Source organism: Streptomyces sp. NPDC052396 (assembly GCF_044593195.1).
Classification (GTDB): Bacteria; Actinomycetota; Actinomycetes; order Streptomycetales; family Streptomycetaceae; genus Streptomyces.
Genome location: NZ_JBIUAW010000012.1, coordinates 182,539 through 203,217 on the forward strand (window position 1 = coordinate 182,539; position 20,679 = coordinate 203,217).

Here is a 20,679-nt window from a genome sequence, read left to right on the forward strand (position 1 = left end):
GGCACCAGTCTGCCGCGGCCCGGCCCGCGGGCAACTCGGCGAGAGGACCGGGAGAGGAACTCGGTATGAGCGCGGCCATCAAAGCGGCGACCGGGGGCGACGGGGCGGAGACCGCCCGGCTCCCGGCGGTCCTGGCCTGTCTGACCCTGGTGAGCGGCTTTGTCGACGCGGTCAGCTATATCGGCCTCGGCCATGTGTTCACCGCCAATATGACGGGCAATGTGGTGATCCTGGGCTTCGCCACCGCCGGCACCCCCGGCTTCTCCCGGCGCGCCGCGACGGCTTCGCTGGCCGGCTTCCTGCTGGGCGCGGTGACCGGCGGCCGGCTGGCCGTCCTGCTGGGTGCCCGCCACCGCTGGGTGGGCGCGGCCCTGACCCTGGAGGCCGCGGGCATGGTGCTGGCGCTGGCGATCACCGCCATCGCCCCGCTGAACGAGGTGCGTTATGCGGTGATCGCCCTGCTGGGCCTGGCCATGGGCTGCCGCAACGCCATGACCCGCCGGGTGGGCCTGCCCGACCTGACCACCACGGTGCTCACCGGGACGCTGACCGGCCTGGCCGCCGAGTCCTCGGTCGCCGGCGGCGACAACCCCCGCTTCCGGCGCCGCTTCGGCTCGGTGCTGCTGATGTTCACCGGCGCCCTGGCCGGTGCCTGGCTGCTCAGGGTCCACGGGCTCACCACCTGTCTGGTGGCGGACGCGGCGGCCGTACTGGCCATCCTGGCGGGCTACCTGCTGGCGGCCCGCCGGCGCCGCTGAGGGGCGACGGCCCGCACCCGGCGAGGGCGCGAACTACCGCCGCTCCTCCTCGGAGAGAGCGCTGCGCACCTCCTCACCGGCCTTGTCCAGTTCCTCCGGTGTCTTCTCGCGCAGCGCCTTCTCCTGTTCCGCCCTGGTCATGCCGGTCAGGAAGAACCTGGCGTTGTCGGAGAGCTTCTTGCGCTTGTCCTCGGGCTTGCCCACGGCAGCGTCCTTCCGGGAAGTGGGTCGCTTCCCTTCAGTGGACCGCCGCCGGGGCGGGATCCGCCTGCGGAACTCGGCCATCCGGACGGTCCGCCCCCGGCGGCCCGCGCTCGGCCCGGTCAGCCCTCCGGCGACGCCTCGGCCGTCCGCGCCGCCCAGCGCTGCTCGACCCGTCCGAAGCGCCAGAAGGCCAGGGCGGCGGCCCAGACCACCACAAACAGGCCGACGATGACAAAGCCCACATTGTCCAGGTTGAGCCCGGCGACCCAGCCGGTGAGCCCGTCGTTCAGCCCGAGCTTCTCATGCAGCACGCCGACCAGCTCGATGGTGCCGATCAGGAAGGCGACCGCGATGGACAGGCCGGTGATGGTGAGGTTGTAGTAGACCTTGCGCACCGGGTTGGAGAACGCCCACTGGTAGGCGAAGTTCATAAAGGTCCCGTCGAGCGTGTCGAACAGGCTCATCCCGGCGGCGAACAGCAGCGGCAGGCAGAGGATGGCGTACCAGGGCAGCCCCGCGGCGGCCCCGCTGCCCGCCATCACCATCAGGGTGACCTCGGTGGCGGTGTCAAAGCCCAGCCCGAACAGGAAGCCCAGCGGAAACATCTGGCCCGGGCGGGAGATGGAGCGGGTGAGGCGGCCCAGGATGCGGTTCATAAAGCCCCGGGAGTCCAACTGCTCTTCCAGTTCGGCCTCGTTGAAGCGGCCCTCGCGCATGGTGCGGAAGATGCGCAGGATCCCGGCGAGCGCCACCAGGTTGAGCGCGGCGATCAGGTAGAGGAAGCCGCCGGAGACGGTGGTGCCCACCACACCCAGGGTCTGGTGGGTGGTGGACTCCTCGTTCATCAGGGTCCCGGCCAGATGTGTGCCGCCGGAGACCAGGGCCGCCATCACCACCACCACGGAGGAGTGGCCCAGGGCGAACCAGAAGCCCACCGAGACCGGCCGTTTGCCGTCGGCCATCAGCTTGCGGGTGGTGTTGTCGATGGCGGCTATGTGGTCGGCGTCGAAGGCATGCCGCATGCCCAGGGTGTAGGCGGTGACGCCGAGGCCGATGCCGTAGACCTCGCTGCCCACCTTGTAGTGGTTGGGCACGATCAGCAGGAAGAGCACGCCGAACGCGACGATGTGCAGGGCGGCTATGACGGCCAGCAGACCGGCGGTGCGCACGGTGTCCTGGCGGCGCCAGCGGAAGGAAGTGACCGGCGCGACGCCGGTGGTATCAGTAGGGGGCAGGCTCATCTGCCGTTCACGCTCCAGCACCTCGTGGATCGATTCTGAGATGCCGTGGCCGGTCTCCTGGCTTACGGGTTTTCCCGCGCCCGTCCCAGCCTTCCCGGCAGCCGGCTGCTGCCAGTGGCTCCGTACCCGCCGCAAGGGCGCGCACGGAAGGGGACGGTAACTCCCCGATCACAGTGGCGAGGGCCGCTCCGGACTCCGGACCCAAGGTCCGTCACCGGTCTTCCCGAGCACCACGGCCGCACCACCCTAGCTCCCCCAGGCGGCCATGTGGCCGAGAAGTGGTGATGGTCATGCCTTGACGCGCACCCATCAACCCCGCCAGAGTCTCCCGCACCCCTCGGACGAACTCCCGTGCGCTGTTCGGGCGGAGCCGGGACATCCATGCTGCTCAACCCTGTCCATGTGATGGACGCGTCAGGCGGGCCGGTGCTACGAGTGCGAGTGCAGCAGACCACGAGGAGAGGTTGACTCCATGGCAGACCCAGATACCGGGCCCACCGGGAACCCGGGATTCGTCCGGCGGATCGGCCTGTTCCAGGCCACCGCCATCAACATGGCCCAGATGTGCGGCATCGGCCCCTTCGTCACCATCCCCCTGATGGTCGCCGCCTTCGGCGGTCCGCACGCCGTCATCGGCTTTGTCGCGGGCGCGGTGCTCGCGCTCGCCGACGGGCTGGTCTGGGCCGAGTTGGGCGCCTCACTGCCCGGGGCCGGCGGCAGTTATGTCTATCTGCGGCAGGCCTTCCAGTACCGCACCGGAAAGCTGATGCCCTTCCTGTTCGTCTGGACGGCGATGCTCTACATCCCGCTCGCCATGTCCACCGGAGTCATCGGCTTTGTCCAGTATCTCGCCTATCTCTGGCCGGATATGACGCAGACTCAGGGCGATCTCACCGGCATCGGGCTGATTGTGCTGGTGGTGGCGCTGCTATGGGGCCGGGTGGAACACCATGCCCGGATCAGCGTGCTGCTGTGGTGCGTGATGATCGCCTCGGTGGTGATGGTCATCCTCGCCGCCTTCACCCACTTCAGCCCACACCGTGCCTTCACCTACCCCGCGCATGCCTTTGAGTTGACGACCAATCACTTCTGGATCGGTTTCGCGGCCGGGCTCACCATCGGCATCTATGACTACGGCGGTTACTGGACCACCGCCTATATGGGCGCCGAGATCAAGGACCCGGGGCGGGTGCTGCCGCGCTCCATCATCTACTCGATCGTCGGCATCATGGCCATCTATCTGCTGTTGCAGATCGGCACCCTGGGCGTGGTCGACTGGCAGGACATGCTGGATCCCCACAACAGCGCCTCCTCATCGGTGGCTTCGGCGGTGCTGGAGAAGACCTGGGGCAAGAAGGCGGCGGACGTGGCCACCGTGCTGGTGCTGATCACGGCGGTGGCCTCGATCTTCACCGGGCTGCTGGGCGCCTCCCGGATCCCCTATGACGCGGCGCGGGAGAAGGTCTTCTTCCGCCCCTTCGGCTCGCTGCATCCGCGTCACCGCTTCCCCTGGCTGAGCCTGCTGGCCATGGGGGCGATCGGCATCGTGGGCTTCCTGGTCGGCCGGCACACAGATCTGGCGACCCTGATCCAACTGCTCACCACCGTCGTGGTGTTGGTGCAGGCCCTCGGCCAGGTCGCCGCCGTCACGGTGCTCAGGCGCCGGCAGCCGTCCCTCCGCCGCCCTTACCGGATGTGGCTCTATCCGCTGCCCAGCCTGGTGGCGTTGGCCGGCTGGCTGGTCATCTACGGCTATGCGGACAAGGATTCACCGGGCCGCCATCCCATCGAGTGGTCGCTGGCCTGGGTCGCGGCCGGCTGTGTGGCCTTCCTGCTGTGGGCCCGTTACGAGAAGATCTGGCCCTTCGGGCCGCGCGAGATCAGTGAGGAGTATCTGCCCGACGTCGCAGACCGGGAGCCGGAGAGCGACGCGGACCCGGGCGCCGGACCGGTGGAACCGGCCCCCGCCTAATACTCCGTCTACTGGCTTGTAGTCAAGGGCCATTCGGCTCTCCGGACAGAGCGGTGATAAAACCACAACCATGCCTTTGACCACCGCATCCACCCCCCACGCCACCACCGCCGCCCGGCGCCGATTGCACTGGCACCGGCTGATATTCGGGCTCTGGTACCGACCCGTCGAGGTGCTCGACGAGGCCCGGGACCGGAGCGTCTGGGGGGTGGCCACCTTTCTGAGCCTGGTGTGCGGCGCACTGGGCACGCTGGCCAAGGACTCCTTCTGGGTCCAGTGGGACAACGACCGGGTGCTCGCCCTGGAGGCCATGGCCATTGGCTCCGGGGTGATGCTGCTGGCCAGTGTGCTGCTGGGGGCGGTCACCCACGCCATCGCCCGGCGCCTGGGCGGCAACGGCCGCTTCGGCCCCACCGCCAGCCTGTTCGTCCTGGTCTTCTGGGCCACCGACCTGCCCCGGCTGGCACTGGCCACCGCGCTGCCGGCCGGCTCCCCACCGGTGCGCGCCGCCGCCTGCGCCACGGCGGCCCTGGGCTACGCCCTGGCCGCCCTGCTGATCCGCGGCCAGCACCACCTGCCCACCCATAAGGCGGTGGGGGCGGTGAGCATCCAGATGCTGGCGGCGGTGGCCCTGCTGAAGTTCCCGCCCGGCAGTTGGTGAGAGCGGCCGGTCGGCAGCGGCCGGTGAGATACGAAAGGCCCGCCCGGTGCGACGGGGGATGCACACCGGGCGGGCTCGAACACAGTTCTACCTCATCAACGATGGGTTATGCATCAAAAACCCGTCTGCTCGACGGAATCCCAGCGGACGGGGAGCGAAATCAAGCCACGCGCCCGGATGGTCGGACGCCAGCGCAGTTCCTCGCGCGGGACGGCCAGTTCCAGGTCGCCGAAGCGGTCCAGCAGTGCGGCCAGCGCGATCTCGGCCTCCATCCGGCCGAGTGGCGCCCCTACGCAGTAGTGGATCCCGTGCCCCAGCGCAAGGTGGCCTGCGGCGCCCCGCCCCAGGTCAAGGCGGTCGGCATCGGGGAATCGAGCGGGGTCGCGGTTGGCCGAGGCCAGCGAGAGCCAGACCGTCTCCCCGGCCGGTACGGTCACCCCGCCGATCTCCATGTCCTCCAGCGGAAACCGGCGGATCGCCAGTGCGGCGGGCCCGTCCCACCGGTTGAACTCCTCCACAGCCGCCGCGAGACCGTCCGGATTCTTTCGCAGCTCTCGCTGGACTTCCGGGTGATCGACCAGCGCCAGGATGGCGTTGGAGATGAGGTGGACGGTGTTCTCGTATCCGGCAAAGAGGATCAGGAAGGCCAGCGAGGTCAGTTCCTCCTCGGAAAGCCGGTCGTCTTCCTCCCGCGCCGCGATCAGATCCGAGAGCAGGTCGTCCGCCGGCTCGGCACGCTTGGCCGCGATCAGCCCGGTCAGGAAGCGCATCATGTTCGCCAGCGCCTCCTTCATCAGGTGCGGGCGGCTGCGGTCCGGGGTGAGCAGTTCGTCGGTCCAGGACCGGAAGTCCGGCCGGTGGTCTTGCGGGACCCCCAGCAGATCGCAGATGACGGTGATGGGCAGCGGCGCCGCATAGGCGGCCAGCAGGTCTGCCTGGCCGTCCGCCTCGACGGCTGCCAGCAGTTCGTCGGCCAGCCGCCGGACCGGAGCGCGCAGCTTCTCCACCCGCCCGACGGTGAACGCCTTGACCACCAGGCGCCGCACCCGGGTGTGATCCGGCGGGTCCATGTTGAGCAGATTGGCGTCCAGGGCCGCGGGCAGCGCGAAGCCGCTGTACTGGCCCGGCAGAGCGTTCCGCTTGTCCAGCGAGAGCCGCGGGTCGTTGAGGCCCTGCCGTACGTCCTCGTAGCGGGTCACCAGCCAGGCGGGACGGCCGTCGGGCCCGGTGATCCGGTGTACCGGGCCGGCCTCGCGCAGCTCGGCGTAGGTGCCATAGGGGTCGGTGATGAGCGGGGTGGCATCGATCGGTCGCATGGCATCCGACTCTAGGGTCCGCGATTCCAACGGGCGGCACCGAGTCCGTACTCAGGGTACGGACCCGGTGCCGGCCCGTGTCAGGGGCGGCCGTGACCCCCGTCCATGGCCGCCCGGTCTGTGGAGGGTTGAGAGGCTGTCAGGGGCGGTGCGACGCGCTGAGCTCTCGTAGTTCACCGAGGACCGCGTCCACCAGCTGATGGTGGAAGACATCGGCCACCCGGGCCAGGTGCTCGTGCTCCTCCGCCGGATCGGCGCTCACGGTGACCACCACGCTGTCGGCGTGCGGCCGGGGTACATGCCCGGTGCCGCGGTTGGCCAGCCCGCGCCGCAGGGCCGCGGCCTCCACCACGGCGGCCAGCGAGCGGGCGTCCAGCCGGGCGTCCTGGCCCCGGCGGCGGGCGATCTCCAGGGCGGCGGGCTCCACATGGCGCCGCACCCCGCGCTGGACGTCGCGGATCTCGGCCATCCGGCGGTTGGCCCGCCACTCGAGGTCGGCGAAGGGCCAGCGGCTTCTCCAGCGGGACTCGGTGATGGTGACCTCGGGGGCTTCGGCGGTCACCTCCCGCCACAGCGGTTCCAGCCGGCGCAGCCGGCGCCAGGCGGCGGCCCGGGGGCCGGCGGCCGGCAGGGAGAAACCCAGCAGGACCAGCAGCGCGGCCACCGAGGCGCTGACCGGGGCCACTCCATTGGACAGCCAGCGCTGCGGATGACCGGACCAGGACAGCAGGAAACCGGTCAACTTGCAGGCGCAGTACAGCAGTCCGAGCCAGCAGCCGACGGCCAGGGTGCGCAGCCCCCGGGACAGCCAGGAGGGTCCCAGGGTGGCGGCGTAGCGGGGGCACAAGGTGCCCAGGCCGGCCAGGCTGGTGCCGAAGATGGCCAGATAGAGCACCAGGAAGGCGACCACTCCGGGGGCGTCGGCATAGGCGGTGCTGAAGTCGCGGGGGTGTTCCACGGCGTCGGGGCGGCCCACCGCGAAGCAGACGATGGCGGCGCACCAGGCCACCGCCACGGCGCCGATGGCCAGCCGGGCGCGCAGTGCGGCACGGGCGCGGTCGCGGTCGTCGCCCCGGCTGGTCCAGCGCAGCAGCAGCACGGTGGCGCCGGAGGCGAACAGCACCACGGCCGAGTAGAGGAAGACCATGGCCAGGTTGGCCACCCCGGTCAGCCGGTCGAAGGCCCGGTAGACGCGGGGCGCGGAGAACAGGAAGACAAGGGGCACCCCGGCGGTCATCAGGGCGGTCAGTCCCAGGTCGGTGTTGCTCCGGTCGCGGAACCAGGCGGCGGCCTTGTAGCCGACGATGACCCAGGTGACGGCGCTGAAGCTGAGGTAGAGGACGTCAAACACCGCTCCCGCCCTCCTCCGGTGCCTGGCGGCGCCGCAGTTCCTGGCGCACATGCTGCAGCGCCGGGCCGAGTGAGGCGGCCAGTTCGGCGGCCAGCCCGGCGGCGGGCTGTTCCTGGTCCGGCGGCGGGGGCACCACCTTCTCCATCAGCAGGGTGCCCAGGATCTCGGTCTCCCGCTCGGTGAGGTCGTCATAGCAGTGGTGGCGGGCCAGGCCCATGGTCAGGCCCATCCGGCGCATGGCGGTGGCCACATCCACCGAGGGCGTCCACACCTTGAGCGCGTTCTCGGTGACGGTGGGGTCCTGGTCATGGCCCAGCAGCAGATGGCCGAGCTCATGCAGCACGATATGCACCTGGTGCCAGGGGGAGGTCTTGAGCTCGTACACCACCCAGTAGCCGTCGTCGGTGGTGGCGGTCATCCCGGAGACCACCCCGTCCAGGCTCATCGGTACCAGATGGATGGGCCGGCCCACCCGGGCGGCCACCACCTCGCACAGGCCCGGCAGGCCGACCGACGCGGGCAACGCCAGCTCGGCGATGAGCTGTTTGCACCGGCGACGTATCCGCCCCACTCGCATGCCTGCACCGTCCTCGTCCTCGGTACGCCGCCAGTAAGTGAAGAGCCGGTCGTCCGCCACGACGGTCACGGGCGTTCCTCACCACCCGCGCCGGGTGCCTCGGAGGGGAGGTTCATCTGCTGCCGGAACTGGGAGATGATCGTGGTGAGGCTGTCCTGCACCTCGGGGGGCAGGCCCACCGAGCGCAGGGCGATCGCCCGCACCCGCTGGTCGCGCATGGCGACCAGGAACCTGACCTCCTCCTCCACCCGCGCGGTCTGCGAGGCGGACAGATCCCCCATCAGATAGCCCACCGGCACGGCGAAGAACTTGGCCAGCGCCCGCAGCACATCGCCGCTGGGGTTGGCCCGTTTGCCGTTGCGGAGCATCGACAGGTACTGCTCGGTGAGCGTGACCCCGCCGTACTCCCCGGTGTTCCGGCTGATCTCCTCCGCGACATGCCCATTGGTATAGGGCGCGCCGCGCGGATGGACGTTCGCGAACAGGTAGTTGAGCCGTTCGGCCAGCGGACTGCCGGCGTCCCCCGGCTGCCTTTCCCTCCCGACCGCCATCTGCGCCCCCGTCCTGCCGCCGTGTTCTTGCGGTGATTTCACGGCCAGTTAAGCCACGGCCGACCGTGCTGGGCATCCTGCCACGGGATTCCCGGGCGCACTAGTCCGCTGGAGGTTAAGAGCGGATGACGAACTTAACCACGGGTTGATCGCCTCCGGCTGTCCTGGTGAATCCTGTCGCGTCCGGCTCTACCGCGGGCCCGGCGCCGGGGGGACGATGGCACGCTCACCTCGTACGTGCCCCGGCGCATCAGGGAGGAACCGGCTCATGAGCAGACCCTTCGCCGCACGCGGACTCGTCACCCTGTTACTCGGCCTGCTGGCCGCCAACCTCGCCGTCCCGGCGGCCCGGGCGGAGTCCGGCTGGCGGGCCGTGGCCCTGGCCGCGGACGGCTACTGGACGCCCGGCCGGATGGCGGCGGCCCTGCCGGTCGAGGACGAACACCGGACGTCCGGGCCCGGCCCGGACGGCACCACCGCGCCCGGCCGGGAAGGTGCCGCGCCGCCCAGCCACCCCTTCGACGGGCTGCCCCAGGTGGGCACGTTCTTCTGGACGGACGGGCACAACAAGGGACGTTTCTGCGGCGGCACGGTGGTGCGCAGCCCGTACCACGACCTGGCGGTGAGCGCGGCGCACTGCCTGCGGCGTCCGGACCCCAAGAAGCAGCTGTCCTTTGTGCCGCAGTACCACGACGGGCGCAAACCGTACGGCGTCTTCCCGGTCAAGCTCATCTACATCGACCCCCGCTACTACGACCTGGGCACGGACGGCGGGGCCCGCTGGGACTTCACCGTGGTGCGGCTGGGGGCCCGCAGCGACGGGACCTCGGTGGAACGGGCGACGGGCGGCTTCGATCTGGCCGTCCGGCCCGGCTACAACCACAGCAAGGTCCGGCTGATCGGCTACCCGGGCAGCAGTGACGCCAAGTACCCCAAGCCGCTGGACTGTTCCTCCTCCACCCACCGCTACACCAGCACCGACCCCAAGGCGCCCGGTGACTTCCTGGAGATCGCCTGTGCCGGGTATGTCGGCGGCACCTCCGGGGGGCCGTTCCTGGTGCGGGATCTGCTGGGGTACGGCTATGCGGTGATCGGCGTCATCGGCGGCTACCACACCGGCGGTGACACTCCGGACATCTCCTACAGCTCCTACTTCAACGAGGATCTGTGGGACCTGTATGTGAGCGCGGTGCGCGGCGAGAAGCCGGCCGAGTTCTGATGACGGGTTCTGAAGCCGGGTTCTGAACCGGCTTGCCCGCCAAGGCCAGGGGGCCCCTCGGCAAACCGCCGAGGGGCCCCCTGGTGCGTCCGGCTACGCGCCCGGCGGGCGCCGGAAGCGGTGCGGGTGCCGGGTGAGGGTGTAGCCGCCGATGGCGGCCAGCGCGCCCAGCAGGGCACCGCCCACGGTCCACAGCCAGCGGTCCGACCACCAGCTGCCCATCCAGCCGTCCTTGGGCTCGGCGACGGCGGCCGCGTGCAGCGGGGCGCCCAGTTCGCCGCCCTCGGCCCGCGCCCCGCCGGCGTCCCCGGCGGTGGCCTCCACCTCGGCCTTCACCGCCAGACCCATGTCGTCGGCGGGTGCGTCGGCCACCGTCAGGCGCAGGTAATAGGCCCCGGGCAGCGGGTCGTTGGACCAGCGCTCGGCCCAGGGCCGCACCGTGCGCAGGGTGCAGGTGAGCGTCACCGAGGAGTCCTGCTGCCCGGCCTTGTGCACCGGCTCGCCGGAGGCACATGCCTGGCGGCGGCGCAGTCCGTCGAAGACGTCCAGCTGCCAGGTGGCGGCGCCGTGCCGGGCCGTGGCCTCGGGCAGGCTCACCGTGGCCCGTACGGTGGGCCGTTGGCCGGCCCCGGCCGGGAACTGCCAGTAGAGGTAGTCACCGGCGGAGGCACTGGCCGTGGCCTTCTGGTCCTGCTTGATGGCGGTGGCGGTACGGAAGGAGGTGCCGGCCTCGGTGGGGGCGCCGTCCTCGCCCTGCGCCGAGGCGGCGCCGGCCGAGGCGAACAGCGCCGTCACGGCGAGCAGCGCACCGGTCAAGCTGCGTGCGGTACGCATCAGTTCTCCCTCCAGATGGCGACCCGCCAGCGGGCCAGCCAGCCCCACAGCAGTCCGCCGATCAGCCCGGTGCCACCCAGCACCAGCAGCAGGATCCAGCCCCGGCCCAGTCCGAAGGCCGCCAGGTCCGAGGGGTTGGACGGCGCCTTGACCAGGTCGACGGCCAGCTCCACCGGAAGGCCCGGGTCACGCTTGACCGACGGGGGCGCGGAGAAGGAGTTGGAGACCTCCAGGCAGACCGTCCGGTCCTGGTTGTCCCCGCCCTTCTTGGCCTTGCCCACCGGGTAGCGCAGTCCGGAGGCCAGCACATCGGTGCGCCCGCTGCCGGCGTCGGAGCCGCGTACCAGCTCCTGGCCGTTGTCGCCCACGGCGCGTACCAGTACCCCGTAGTCCCGGTCGACCTCGCGGTCGGCGGCGACGCTGGCGGCGGCCCGCAGCTCCTGGCCGGGCTTGACCTTCACCCGGTACCAGCGGTGCTCACCGAACTTCTCCCGGTCGGTGAAGACGCCCTTGCCGATCTCGGGAGCGGACGGGCAGTCATTGCCGCCCTGCGCCGGCCTGGGGGTGGCATCGTCCGGGTCCTTGGAGCGGCGCACCAACTGCTTGAGGCGGCCGGAGAGTTCCTCCTTGTGCCGCACCGAGGTGTAGGTGCCGCCGGTGGCCGCGGCGATGCACTCCAGCTGTTCGCGCGTCTTGTCGTCGTGCGCCAGGCCCAGGGTGTCGATGGTCAAGTGGGTGCCGTTGGCGGCCAGTTCGCGGGCCACGTCACAGGGGTCGGGCGGTGAGCAGTCGTCCTCGCCGTCGGTGATGAGCACCACGCGCCGGGTGCCGTCACCGGTGCCCAGGTCCTGGGCGGCACCGCGCAGCGCCAGACCGATGGGCGTCCAGCCGGTGGGCCGCAGGGTGGCGACGGCCGTCTTGGCCTCGGTCCGGTCGACCTGGCCGACGGGGTACAGCTGCTTGGTGTCCTTACAGCCGACCGTCTTGTCGTCGCCGGGGTAGTCGGATCCAAGGGTCCGGATACCGAGCCGTACTCCCTGCGGGAGCCCGTCGATGACCTCGTCGAACGCCTGCTGGGCCACCGCCATCCGGGACTGGCCGTCGATGTCCCGGGCCCGCATGGAGCCGCTGACGTCCAGCACCAGCTCGACTTTGGGGGAGTCCTTGGAGGGCGGTTCGCCGGCGGCCGCCGGCGCTATGCCCCCGGCCAGTACGGCGAGCAGGGCACAGGCGCCCGCCGCCAGCCGTTTTGTGATGATCATTGGAGGATCTTAGTGAGCGGTGGGGGGCCGACTCAAAACGGGAGTTGGCCCCCGTGCGGTTCAGCTCCCCTGCTGCTCCTTCAGCTTGGCGATATCCACGGTCTGGTCCGCCGGGGGCTCCTTGGGCTGTACCGGCTTGTCGAAGTCGGAGAGGGTCATCTTGCTCTGGTCGGCCTTGGTGACCTGCAGCGGGTACGGCTTGCCCGTGGCGGCCACGTCGATGACCGTCTTCTTGGAGCTGGTGATCGGAATGACCGGCTGGCCGTTGACGGTGGTCGGCGCACCCTTGGTGACCTCCTCCTTGTCGCGCTCTCCGGCCATCTTGGCCTGGAGCGCGGCCAGATCGCACGCGCTGCCCGTCTTCCTGACCTGATCGTCATCCGTGGTGCCGTAGATGTAGCGCCCCTGGAACAGCTTGGCTCGCTCCGAGTGGCCACCGCGCCGGTTGATAAAGGCCTCGTCGCCCTTTATCCATACCTTGTTGCCGATCTTGATGATCTCCATGGTGCCGCCGCCCTTGAAGACCGTTCCCACGCAGTTGCCCTGCCGGTCCAGCGTCAGATCGAGATTGCCCGACCCGCCGGGCCGGTCGATCTTCATATGCATGGACGTGACCGACGTCAGCGCCTGCTTGGACTTCTCCGAGATCTCGTTGCCGGACAGCTTCGCCAGTTCGCTCTGCGGCTGCGCGGTGGTGGCACTGCTGCTCGAGGACGCGCTGTCCTTGCTGTCGGACTTCTTGCCCCCGCACGCCGAGAGCCCCACCACGGCCGCCATACAGGCGGCCGCCACTACGACGCCGCGCTTCCGTGCCATTTTGAACAATCCCCCACTAATTGGCCGATGTCCGTGCAACACCCACCCTACGGGGAGCCCCGGACGACGTGATCATGGACCCCGCCGTCCGAGGCGGCAAGCGGAATTAGCCCTCGCCCTCCAGCTCCCCCTCCGTCTCCAGGAACACCTGGCGCAACGCCTCCAGCGTCTCCGCGTCCGGCTTGGCCCACATGCCCCGGCTCTCCGCCTCCAGCAGCCGCTCGGCGATGCCGTGCAGCGCCCAGGGGTTGGCCTCCTGGAGGAAGGCGCGGTTCTCGTCGTCCAGCACATAGGTCTGGGTGAGTTTGTCGTACATCCAGTCGGGCACCACGCCGGTGGTGGCGTCATAGCCGAACAAGTAGTCCACGGTGGCGGCGAGTTCAAAGGCGCCCTTGTAGCCGTGGCGGCGCATGGCCTCGATCCAGCGGGGGTTGACCACCCGGGCCCGGAAGACCCGGGAGGTCTCCTCCACCAGGGTGCGGGTGCGCACCGTCTCCGGGCGGGTGGAGTCGCCGATGTACGCGGCGGGGGCGGTGCCCTTCAACGCCCGTACGGTGGCGACCATGCCGCCGTGGTACTGGAAGTAATCGTCGGAGTCGGCGATGTCGTGTTCGCGGGTGTCGGTGTTCTTGGCGGCCACCGCGATCCGCTTGTAGGCGCTCTCCATCTCGGCGCGGGCCGGGCGGCCCTCCAGGCCGCGGCCGTAGGCGTAGCCGCCCCAGACCGTGTAGACCTCGGCGAGGTCCGCGTCGGTGCGCCAGTCCCGGCTGTCGATCAGCTGGAGCAGGCCGGCGCCATAGGTGCCCGGGCGGGAGCCGAAGATCCGGGTGGTGGCGCGGCGTTCGTCGCCGTGCTCGGCCAGGTCGGCCTGGGCGTGGGCACGGACGAAGTTGCTCGCGTCGGGCTCGTCCAGGGACGCGGCCAGCCGCACCGCGTCGTCCAGCAGGCCGATCACATGCGGGAAGGCGTCCCGGAAGAAGCCGCTGATGCGCAGGGTGACATCGATGCGCGGGCGGCCCAGCTCCTCAAGCGGCACCGCTTCCAGGCCGGTTACCCGGCGGGAGGCGTCGTCCCACACCGGGCGGACGCCCAGCAGGGCCAGCGCCTCGGCCACGTCGTCACCGGCGGTGCGCATGGCGCTGGTGCCCCACAGCGAAAGTCCCACCGACTCCGGCCACTTGCCCTCGTCGGTGCGGTAGCGCTCCAGCAGCGAGTCGGCCAGCGCCTGGCCGGTCTCCCAGGCGAGCCGGCTGGGCACCGCCTTGGGGTCGACGGAGTAGAAGTTACGGCCGGTCGGCAGCACATTGACCAGGCCGCGCAGCGGCGAGCCGGAGGGTCCGGCCGGGACGAAGCCGCCGGCCAGGGCGTGCACCGCGTGGTCCAGCTCATCGGTGGTGGCGGCCAGCCTGGGCACCACCTCACGGGCGGCGAAGTCCAGGATGTCCGCGACCGGTTGGGGGTGGCCCTGGGCGACCCGGGCGACGGCGGACGGGTCCCAGTCCGCGTCCTCCATGGCCTGCACCAGGGCGCGGGCCTGCTCCTCGGCGGCGTCGGCGCTGGTGCGGGTGGCCGCGGACTCGTCCAGTCCGAGCGCCTCGCGCAGGCCCGGCAGGGCGGCGGTGCCGCCCCAGATCTGCCGGGCGCGCAGGATGGACAGCACCAGGTTGACGCGCTCGGTGCCGGTGGGCGCGCCACCCAGGACATGCAGACCGTCGCGGATCTGGGCGTCCTTGACCTCGCACAGCCAGCCGTCGACATGCAGCAGGAAGTCGTCGAAGCCGTCGTCGTCCGGGCGGTCGGCCAGGCCCAGGTCGTGGTCCAGCTTGGCGGCCTGGATCAGGGTCCAGATCTGGGCCCGGATGGCGGGGAGTTTGGCCGGGTCCATGGCGGAGATGGCGGCGTATTCGTCCAGCAGCTGTTCCAGGCGGGCGATGTCGCCGTAGGAGTCGGCCCGGGCCATCGGCGGGACCAGGTGGTCCACCAGGGTGGCGTGGGCGCGGCGCTTGGCCTGGGTGCCCTCACCGGGGTCGTTGACCAGGAAGGGGTAGACCAGCGGCAGGTCGCCCAGGGCGGCGTCCGGGCCGCAGGCCGCGGACAGGCCGGCGTTCTTGCCCGGCAGCCACTCCAGGTTGCCGTGCTTGCCCAGGTGGATCATGGCGTCGGCGCCGAAGCCTCCGTCCTCGCGGGCGGCCGCGATCCAGCGGTAGGCGGCCAGGTAGTGGTGCGAGGGCGGCAGGTCGGGGTCGTGGTAGATGGCGACCGGGTTCTCGCCGAAGCCGCGCGGCGGCTGGATGAGGATCAGCAGATTGCCGCGGCGCAGCGCGGCCAGCACGATCTCGCCCTCGGGGTCGCGGCTGCGGTCGACGAACATCTCGCCGGGCGGCGGGCCCCAGTGCCGCTCCACCGACTCCCGCAGTTCCGGCGGCAGTTGGCCGTACCAGCGGCGGTAGTCGGCGGCCGGGATGCGCACCGGGTTGCGGGCCAGCTGCTCCTCGGTGAGCCAGTCCTGGTCATGGCCGCCGGCCTCGATCAGCGCGTAGATCAGCTCGTCGCCGTTGCCGGACTCCAGGCCGGGCACCGGCTCGGCACCGAAGTCATAGCCCTCGGCGCGCAGCCGGCGCAGCAGGGCGACGGCGCTGGCGGGGGTGTCCAGGCCGACCGCGTTGCCGATCCGGGAGTGCTTGGTGGGGTAGGCGGACAGGACCAGCGCGATCCGCTTCTCGGCGGGCGCGATGTGCTTCAGCCGGGCGTGCCGGACCGCGATCCCGGCGACCCGGGCGGCGCGCTCGGGGTCGGCGACATAGCTGGGCAGGCCGTCCCGGTCGACTTCCTTGAAGGAGAAGGGGACGGTGATGATGCGGCCGTCGAACTCGGGGACGGCGACCTGGGTGGCGGCGTCCAGCGGGGAGAGGCCCTCGTCGTTGTCCTCCCAGGCGCTGCGCGGCCCGGTCAGGCACAGGGCCTGGAGCACGGGGACGTCCAGGGCGGCCAGTGCCCCGGCGTCCCAGGACTCGTCGTCGCCGCCGGCGGATGCCTCGGCGGGGCGGGTGCCGCCGGCCGCCAGGACGGTGGTGACCACGGCGTCCACCGTGCGCAGGACGTCGATGAGTTCGGGCTCGGGGGCGCGCAGCGAGGCGACGTACAGCGGCAGGGCGCGCGCGCCGGCGTCCTCGATGGCGCCGCACAGGGTTTCCACAAAGGCGGTGTTGCCGCTCATATGGTGGGCGCGGTAGTAGAGCACCGCGATCGGGGGGCCGTCGGCGCCGGGCCGGGCGGTGCGCTCCAGGTGACCCCAGGCGGGGGCGGCGGCCGGGGGCTCGAAGCCATGGCCGGTGAGCAGCACGGTGTCGGAGAGGAAGCGGGCCAGCTGTTCCAGGTTGGCGGGGCCGCCGTGGGCGAGGTAGGCGTGGGCCTCGGCGGCGATACCGACCGGGACGGTGGATGCCTCCATCAGCTGGGCGTCGGGGGCCTGTTCGCCGGTGAGGACCACCACCGGGCGGTCGCCGGCCAGCAGTTGGTCCAGCCCCTCCTGCCAGGCGCGGATGCCGCCCAGCAGCCGGACCACCACCAGTTCGGTGCCCTCCAGCAGGGCCGGGAGCTCGTCCAGGGCCAGCCGGGCGGGGTTGGCGAGCCGGTACGGGACCGGGCCGCCGGCCGCGCGGGCGCTGAGCAGGTCGGTGTCGGACGTCGACAGGAGAAGGATCACGCGGCGCTCCCGAGTGCGAGTGCTTCGAGGGTCGCCCGGGGTGCGCGGCACCGGGATGTGCGCATGCTGCGGCTGGCCTTCCTCGGGGTCCGCGCCCCGGGCGGTGGGAAGACGGCGGGAGTTCCTGACTCACCCGGCATCGCTGCCGGGCTCACAGTGGCGGGACCGCGCCGGAGTCGCACCGGCTTCCTCCCCTGTCGCCGTCTGCTGGCGTCCGGCGGATCGGTGATGACGTTCCGCCGGGTGCCATAGTAGCCAGGCGGGGTGCGGCTGTGGTTGCCCCGTTCCCCGGGGCCTGGTGGCTCTCCGCCGGCCGCCGCGCGCCGCGCCATCTCCGCGGACCGGGGCAGCCGCCGACGGCAAAGGGGGGGCCGGGGCGGGGCCCTTGGCCGCACCGCGCGGCGCGGCGGCAGGGCTTCCGGGGGGCCGGGGAGCGCCCCCGGCCTGCGGGCAATAGCCGGGACCAGGGCCGTGGCCACCGGCCCGTGGGTATGCTCGCCGCCATGGCCATCCCCCCGACATCCCGCTCCGAGCAGGGGAAACCTCCCGCCCGGGAGGCCGGTGACGCATGCCCGGGCGCTCTGCGCCTGCATCTCGCCGACGACGGGGCACTGGCCCGTGTCCGGCTGCCCGGCGGTTTACTGACGGTCCGTCAGGCCCATGCCCTGGCCGACGCGGCCGAGACCCTGGGCGACGGCGGTCTTGACCTCACCTCACGCGGCAATGTGCAGCTGCGCGGCCTGGCCGCCGGCTGCGGCGCCGAGCTGGGCGGCCGATTGCGGGCCGCGGGCCTGCTGCCCTCGGACCGGCATGACCGGGTCCGCAATGTGGCGGCTTCACCGCTGTGCGGCCTGGACGGGCGGGGCGCGGGCGCGGATGTGCAGGCATGGGCACGCGCCTTGGACGCACTCCTCTGCGCCGACACCCCCCGCCACCCTGATGACAATCAGCCTCAATTGACCGATCTGTCCGGCCGGTTCCTCTTCGGCCTGGATGACGGCCGGGGCGACATCGCCGCACTGGCCCCCGATGTGACATTGATCGCAACGGCGGACGGTCATGCCGCCCTGTGCTTCGCCGCCACCGGCCCCGCGCTCCACGTCTCCGCCGGGGACGCGCCGCGCGCCGCGCTGCTGGCCGCGGCCGAATTCCTTGCCGTCCTGGACAAATCCGGCATCCATGCCTGGCGGATCCGCGAACTGGCCCCCGAACTACGGCCGTCCGCCGACCGGTTGGCAGCCCGCCTCACCGCCTCCGGCATCGCCGCCGCCCCGCTCCCCCGCTTCGAGCCGCCGCATGGCGCCCCGCCGGAGCCCGGGGTGCTCACCGCGCCGGACGGCGGCCGGTCCCTGTCGGTGGCCGCGCCGCTCGGGCGGCTGACCGCCGCCCAGTGGCGCCTGCTGGCCGGCTCCGCCGCCCGGGACGAGCTCCGGGTGACCCCCTGGCGCGGCATCGTCCTGCCCGGCACCGCCGAGGACCACCTGCCGCGCCTGGCCGCCGCCGGACTGGTCACCTCCGCCGACTCGCCCTGGCATGGTGCGGGCGCCTGCGCCGGCCGGCCCGCCTGCGCCAAGTCCCTGGCGGATGTACGGGCGGACGCCGCCGCCTGCCTCACCCCGGCCCGGACCGGCGGGCCCCGCCCGCTGCCGGTGTACTGGTCCGGCTGTGCGCGGCGCTGCGGGCACCCCGCCGACGGCGACTGGGTCGACGTCCTGGCCACCGGTGACGGCTACCGCGTCACCGTACGCGGTGAGACCACCACCGTGACCTCCCCGGCATCCCCCGACCTGGCCGGCGCGGTGGCGACGGCCCGTACCCCCATCCGATGAACGACGAGGGCACCGTGTTCGACTACGACAAGGACGGCGCGTCCATCTACCGCCAGTCCTTCGCCACCATCCGCGCCGAGGCCGATCTCGGCCAACTGCCGCCGGATGTGAGCCAGGTGGCGGTCCGCATGATCCACGCCTGCGGGATGACCGACCTGGTGCGCGACCTGGCGTACTCACCGGGCGTGGTGGCCCGCGCCCGGGAGGCGCTGCGCGCCGGGGCGCCCATCCTGTGCGACGCCAACATGGTGGCCAGCGGTGTCACCCGCAAACGGCTGCCGGCCGACAACGAGGTGCTGTGCACCCTGCGCGACCCCGCCGTGCCCGAACTGGCCGGCCGGCTGGGCACCACGCGCAGCGCGGCCGCGCTGGAACTATGGCGGGACCGGCTGGAGGGCGCCGTGGTGGCCATCGGCAACGCGCCCACCGCCCTGTTCCACCTGCTGGAGATGGTGGCCGCCGGGGCACCGCGCCCGGCCGCGGTGCTGGGCATCCCGGTCGGGTTCATCGGGGCCGCCGAGTCCAAGGACGCCCTGGCGGACAGTGCGCTGGGCCTGGAGTACCTGGTGGTACGGGGCCGGCGCGGCGGCAGCGCGATGGCCGCGGCCGCAATCAACGCGATAGCGAGCGAGGAAGAGTGAGCGAACAGCCTTTGACCACGGGCCGGTTGTACGGGGTGGGGCTGGGCCCCGGCGACCCGTCACTGATGACGGTGCGGGCGGTCGAGGTGATCGCCGCCGCCGATGTGGTCGCGTACCACAGCGCCCGGCACGGGCGCAGCATCGCGCGCTCCATCGCCGAACGGCATCTGCGGCCCGGCCATCTCGAGGAGCCGCTGGTCTATCCGGTCACCACCGAGACCACCGACCATCCGGGCGGCTACCGGGGCGCCATGGAGGAGTTCTACGAGGAGGCCGCCGCCCGGCTGGCCGCGCACCTGGACGCCGGGCGCAGCGTGGCCGTGCTCGCCGAGGGCGACCCGCTCTTCTACAGCTCCTATATGCATATGCACAAGCGCCTGGCGCACCGCTACCCCACCGAAGTGGTGCCCGGCGTCACCTCGTTCAGCGCCGCCGCGGCACGGCTGGGCGAACCGCTGGTGGAGGGCGAGGAGGTGCTGACCATCCTGCCCGGCACTCTCCCCGAGGAGGAGCTGGCGGCCCGCCTGGCCGCCACCGACTCCGCTGTGGTGATGAAGCTGGGCCGCACCTTCCCCGCCGTGCGCGGCGCGCTGGAGGCCGCCGGCCGGCTGTCCGAGGCGCGCTATGTCGAGCGCGCCACCATGCCCGGTGAACGCACCGGCGCCCTGGCCGAGGTGGATCCCGGCTCGGTGCCGTACTTCTCGGTGGCCGTGCTGCCCAGCCGGATCGACCGTCCGGTCACCGCCGAGCGCGGCGAGGTGACGGTGGTCGGCCTGGGCCCGGCCGGACCGCGCTGGCTGACCCCCGAGGCGCGGGGCGCGCTGGCCGCCGCCCAGGACATCGTCGGCTACAGCACCTATGTGGACCGGGTCCCGGTCCGCCCCGGCCAGCTCCGCCACTCCTCCGACAACAAGGTGGAGTCCGAACGCGCCGAATTCGCCCTCGACCTGGCCCGCCAGGGCCGGCGGGTGGCCGTGGTCTCCTCCGGCGACCCGGGGGTGTTCGCCATGGCCTCCGCCGTGTTGGAGGTCGCCGCCCAGGACCCCTACCGCGAGGTCCCGGTCCATATCGTCCCCGGCATGACCGCCGCCCATGCGGCGGCCTCCCGCGCCGGTGCGCCGCTGGGGCATGACTATGCGGTGGTCTCCCTCTCCGACCGCCTCAAGCCCTGGGAGGTCATCGCCTCCCGCCTGCGCGCCGCCGCCGAGGCCGACTTGGTGCTCGCCCTCTACAACCCCGGCTCCCGCAGCCGGATCTGGCAGGTGGGCAAGGCCCGGGACCTGCTGCTGGAGCACCGTGCCCCGGACACCCCGGTGGTCATGGCCCGCGATGTGGGCGGTCCCACGGAGCGGGTGCGCATCGTCCGGCTCGGCGAACTCGACCCGGCCGAGGTCGATATGCGCACCATCCTGCTGATCGGATCCAGCCAGACCTGCACGGTGCGGCGGGGGCCGGGCGAGGGCGAGCAGATCGTGTGGACGCCCCGGCGGTATCCGGAGGGGTGAGAGACGGCCCGCTCCGGGCCTGATCACGGGTCCGCGGCGGGAGCAGCGCGGCCTGGTCCGGTAACTCAGGTTCCCAGAAAGGTGACTTGACGGATGTAGACCCGTTGGTGACGGGGGATGGTCTGTTGACGTGCTCCCTGGCCTAAAGTCCAGGGATTCCGGCCTGGGTCGTCTGACCCTTCCGGGGGCTTCCTGCTTCACCGCGCTGTGCGGGCACGGGTGCCCGTCTTACCGGC

17 protein-coding genes and 2 riboswitches are annotated in these 20,679 nt (G+C 71.7%); of the genes, 7 read left to right on the top strand and 10 right to left on the bottom strand.

Features of this window, described 5'->3' with window-relative positions:
• Positions 1 to 65 precede the first annotated feature (65 nt).
• Positions 66 to 758, top strand: a complete 693-nt coding sequence (locus ACIHFE_RS28105; protein WP_400110864.1) for a YoaK family protein — start codon at positions 66 to 68, stop codon at positions 756 to 758.
• Between the two features lie 33 nt (positions 759 to 791).
• Here the strand turns inward: ACIHFE_RS28105 and ACIHFE_RS28110 are convergent, their stop codons facing one another.
• Together ACIHFE_RS28110 and ACIHFE_RS28115 are read right to left on the bottom strand one after the other, a co-directional pair.
• Entirely contained in the window at positions 792 to 962 is a 171-nt protein-coding gene (locus tag ACIHFE_RS28110) for a hypothetical protein (protein ID WP_400110865.1), read from the bottom strand.
• Positions 963 to 1,081: 119 nt separating this feature from the next.
• A complete protein-coding gene (locus ACIHFE_RS28115) occupies positions 1,082 to 2,203 on the bottom strand; it encodes a HoxN/HupN/NixA family nickel/cobalt transporter (RefSeq protein WP_400110867.1) in 1,122 nt (373 codons plus the stop codon).
• A gap of 29 nt (positions 2,204 to 2,232) precedes the next feature.
• Positions 2,233 to 2,453, bottom strand: a riboswitch (cobalamin riboswitch).
• Between the two features lie 222 nt (positions 2,454 to 2,675).
• Here ACIHFE_RS28115 and ACIHFE_RS28120 point away from each other — a divergent pair.
• Both ACIHFE_RS28120 and ACIHFE_RS28125 read left to right on the top strand, forming a co-directional pair.
• A complete protein-coding gene (locus tag ACIHFE_RS28120) occupies positions 2,676 to 4,175 on the top strand; it encodes an APC family permease (RefSeq protein WP_400110869.1) in 1,500 nt (499 codons plus the stop codon).
• Between the two features lie 70 nt (positions 4,176 to 4,245).
• On the top strand, positions 4,246 to 4,836 hold the full coding sequence (locus ACIHFE_RS28125; protein ID WP_400110870.1) for a YIP1 family protein: 591 nt from the start codon (positions 4,246 to 4,248) through the stop codon (positions 4,834 to 4,836).
• 113 nt (positions 4,837 to 4,949) lie between these two features.
• On the opposite strand, the gene ACIHFE_RS28130 is transcribed toward ACIHFE_RS28125, so the two are convergent.
• The 4 genes from ACIHFE_RS28130 to ACIHFE_RS28145 all read right to left on the bottom strand — a co-directional run bounded on the left by ACIHFE_RS28130 (position 4,950) and on the right by ACIHFE_RS28145 (position 8,631).
• The gene (locus ACIHFE_RS28130) at positions 4,950 to 6,152 is read right to left on the bottom strand and encodes a cytochrome P450 (protein WP_400110872.1); all 1,203 of its coding nucleotides are present in this window, start codon (positions 6,150 to 6,152) and stop codon (positions 4,950 to 4,952) included.
• Positions 6,153 to 6,291: 139 nt separating this feature from the next.
• Positions 6,292 to 7,503, bottom strand: a complete 1,212-nt coding sequence (locus ACIHFE_RS28135) for an MAB_1171c family putative transporter (RefSeq protein ID WP_400110874.1) — start codon at positions 7,501 to 7,503, stop codon at positions 6,292 to 6,294.
• Positions 7,496 to 8,149 (bottom strand): hypothetical protein, encoded by a 654-nt coding sequence (locus ACIHFE_RS28140; RefSeq protein ID WP_400110875.1) that lies wholly within the window; start codon positions 8,147 to 8,149, stop codon positions 7,496 to 7,498. The genes ACIHFE_RS28135 and ACIHFE_RS28140 overlap by 8 nt, the downstream gene beginning before the upstream one ends.
• On the bottom strand, positions 8,146 to 8,631 hold the full coding sequence (locus tag ACIHFE_RS28145) for a helix-turn-helix domain-containing protein (protein ID WP_400110877.1): 486 nt from the start codon (positions 8,629 to 8,631) through the stop codon (positions 8,146 to 8,148). The genes ACIHFE_RS28140 and ACIHFE_RS28145 overlap by 4 nt, the downstream gene beginning before the upstream one ends.
• A 268-nt stretch (positions 8,632 to 8,899) precedes the next feature.
• Between ACIHFE_RS28145 and ACIHFE_RS28150 the strand changes: the two genes are divergently transcribed.
• Positions 8,900 to 9,850, top strand: coding sequence for a trypsin-like serine protease (locus tag ACIHFE_RS28150; protein ID WP_400110879.1), 951 nt, complete (start codon positions 8,900 to 8,902; stop codon positions 9,848 to 9,850).
• Between the two features lie 93 nt (positions 9,851 to 9,943).
• Here the strand turns inward: ACIHFE_RS28150 and ACIHFE_RS28155 are convergent, their stop codons facing one another.
• The 4 genes from ACIHFE_RS28155 to cobN all read right to left on the bottom strand — a co-directional run bounded on the left by ACIHFE_RS28155 (position 9,944) and on the right by cobN (position 16,468).
• Complete coding sequence (locus tag ACIHFE_RS28155) at positions 9,944 to 10,684, bottom strand: hypothetical protein (RefSeq protein ID WP_400110881.1); 741 nt, start codon at positions 10,682 to 10,684, stop codon at positions 9,944 to 9,946.
• Positions 10,684 to 11,946 (bottom strand): VWA domain-containing protein, encoded by a 1,263-nt coding sequence (locus ACIHFE_RS28160; RefSeq protein ID WP_400110883.1) that lies wholly within the window; start codon positions 11,944 to 11,946, stop codon positions 10,684 to 10,686. Before ACIHFE_RS28160 ends, ACIHFE_RS28155 begins: the two co-directional genes overlap by 1 nt.
• Positions 11,947 to 12,006: 60 nt before the next feature.
• The gene (locus ACIHFE_RS28165) at positions 12,007 to 12,723 is read right to left on the bottom strand and encodes a hypothetical protein (RefSeq protein ID WP_400110885.1); all 717 of its coding nucleotides are present in this window, start codon (positions 12,721 to 12,723) and stop codon (positions 12,007 to 12,009) included.
• Between the two features lie 145 nt (positions 12,724 to 12,868).
• The gene (gene cobN / locus ACIHFE_RS28170; protein WP_400110887.1) at positions 12,869 to 16,468 is read right to left on the bottom strand and encodes a cobaltochelatase subunit CobN; all 3,600 of its coding nucleotides are present in this window, start codon (positions 16,466 to 16,468) and stop codon (positions 12,869 to 12,871) included.
• 118 nt (positions 16,469 to 16,586) lie between these two features.
• A riboswitch (cobalamin riboswitch) is annotated at positions 16,587 to 16,660 on the bottom strand.
• Between the two features lie 299 nt (positions 16,661 to 16,959).
• On the opposite strand from cobN, the gene ACIHFE_RS28175 reads away from it, so the two are divergent.
• From ACIHFE_RS28175 to ACIHFE_RS28185, 3 genes are read left to right on the top strand one after another with little or no spacing between them, the layout of a single operon-like run.
• Positions 16,960 to 18,297 (top strand): cobalamin biosynthesis protein CobG, encoded by a 1,338-nt coding sequence (locus ACIHFE_RS28175; protein ID WP_400110908.1) that lies wholly within the window; start codon positions 16,960 to 16,962, stop codon positions 18,295 to 18,297.
• Positions 18,294 to 18,938, top strand: a complete 645-nt coding sequence (locus ACIHFE_RS28180) for a precorrin-8X methylmutase (RefSeq protein WP_400110889.1) — start codon at positions 18,294 to 18,296, stop codon at positions 18,936 to 18,938. The genes ACIHFE_RS28175 and ACIHFE_RS28180 overlap by 4 nt, the downstream gene beginning before the upstream one ends.
• Entirely contained in the window at positions 18,935 to 20,443 is a 1,509-nt protein-coding gene (locus tag ACIHFE_RS28185; RefSeq protein WP_400110891.1) for a precorrin-2 C(20)-methyltransferase, read from the top strand. Before ACIHFE_RS28180 ends, ACIHFE_RS28185 begins: the two co-directional genes overlap by 4 nt.
• Positions 20,444 to 20,679 lie beyond the last annotated feature (236 nt).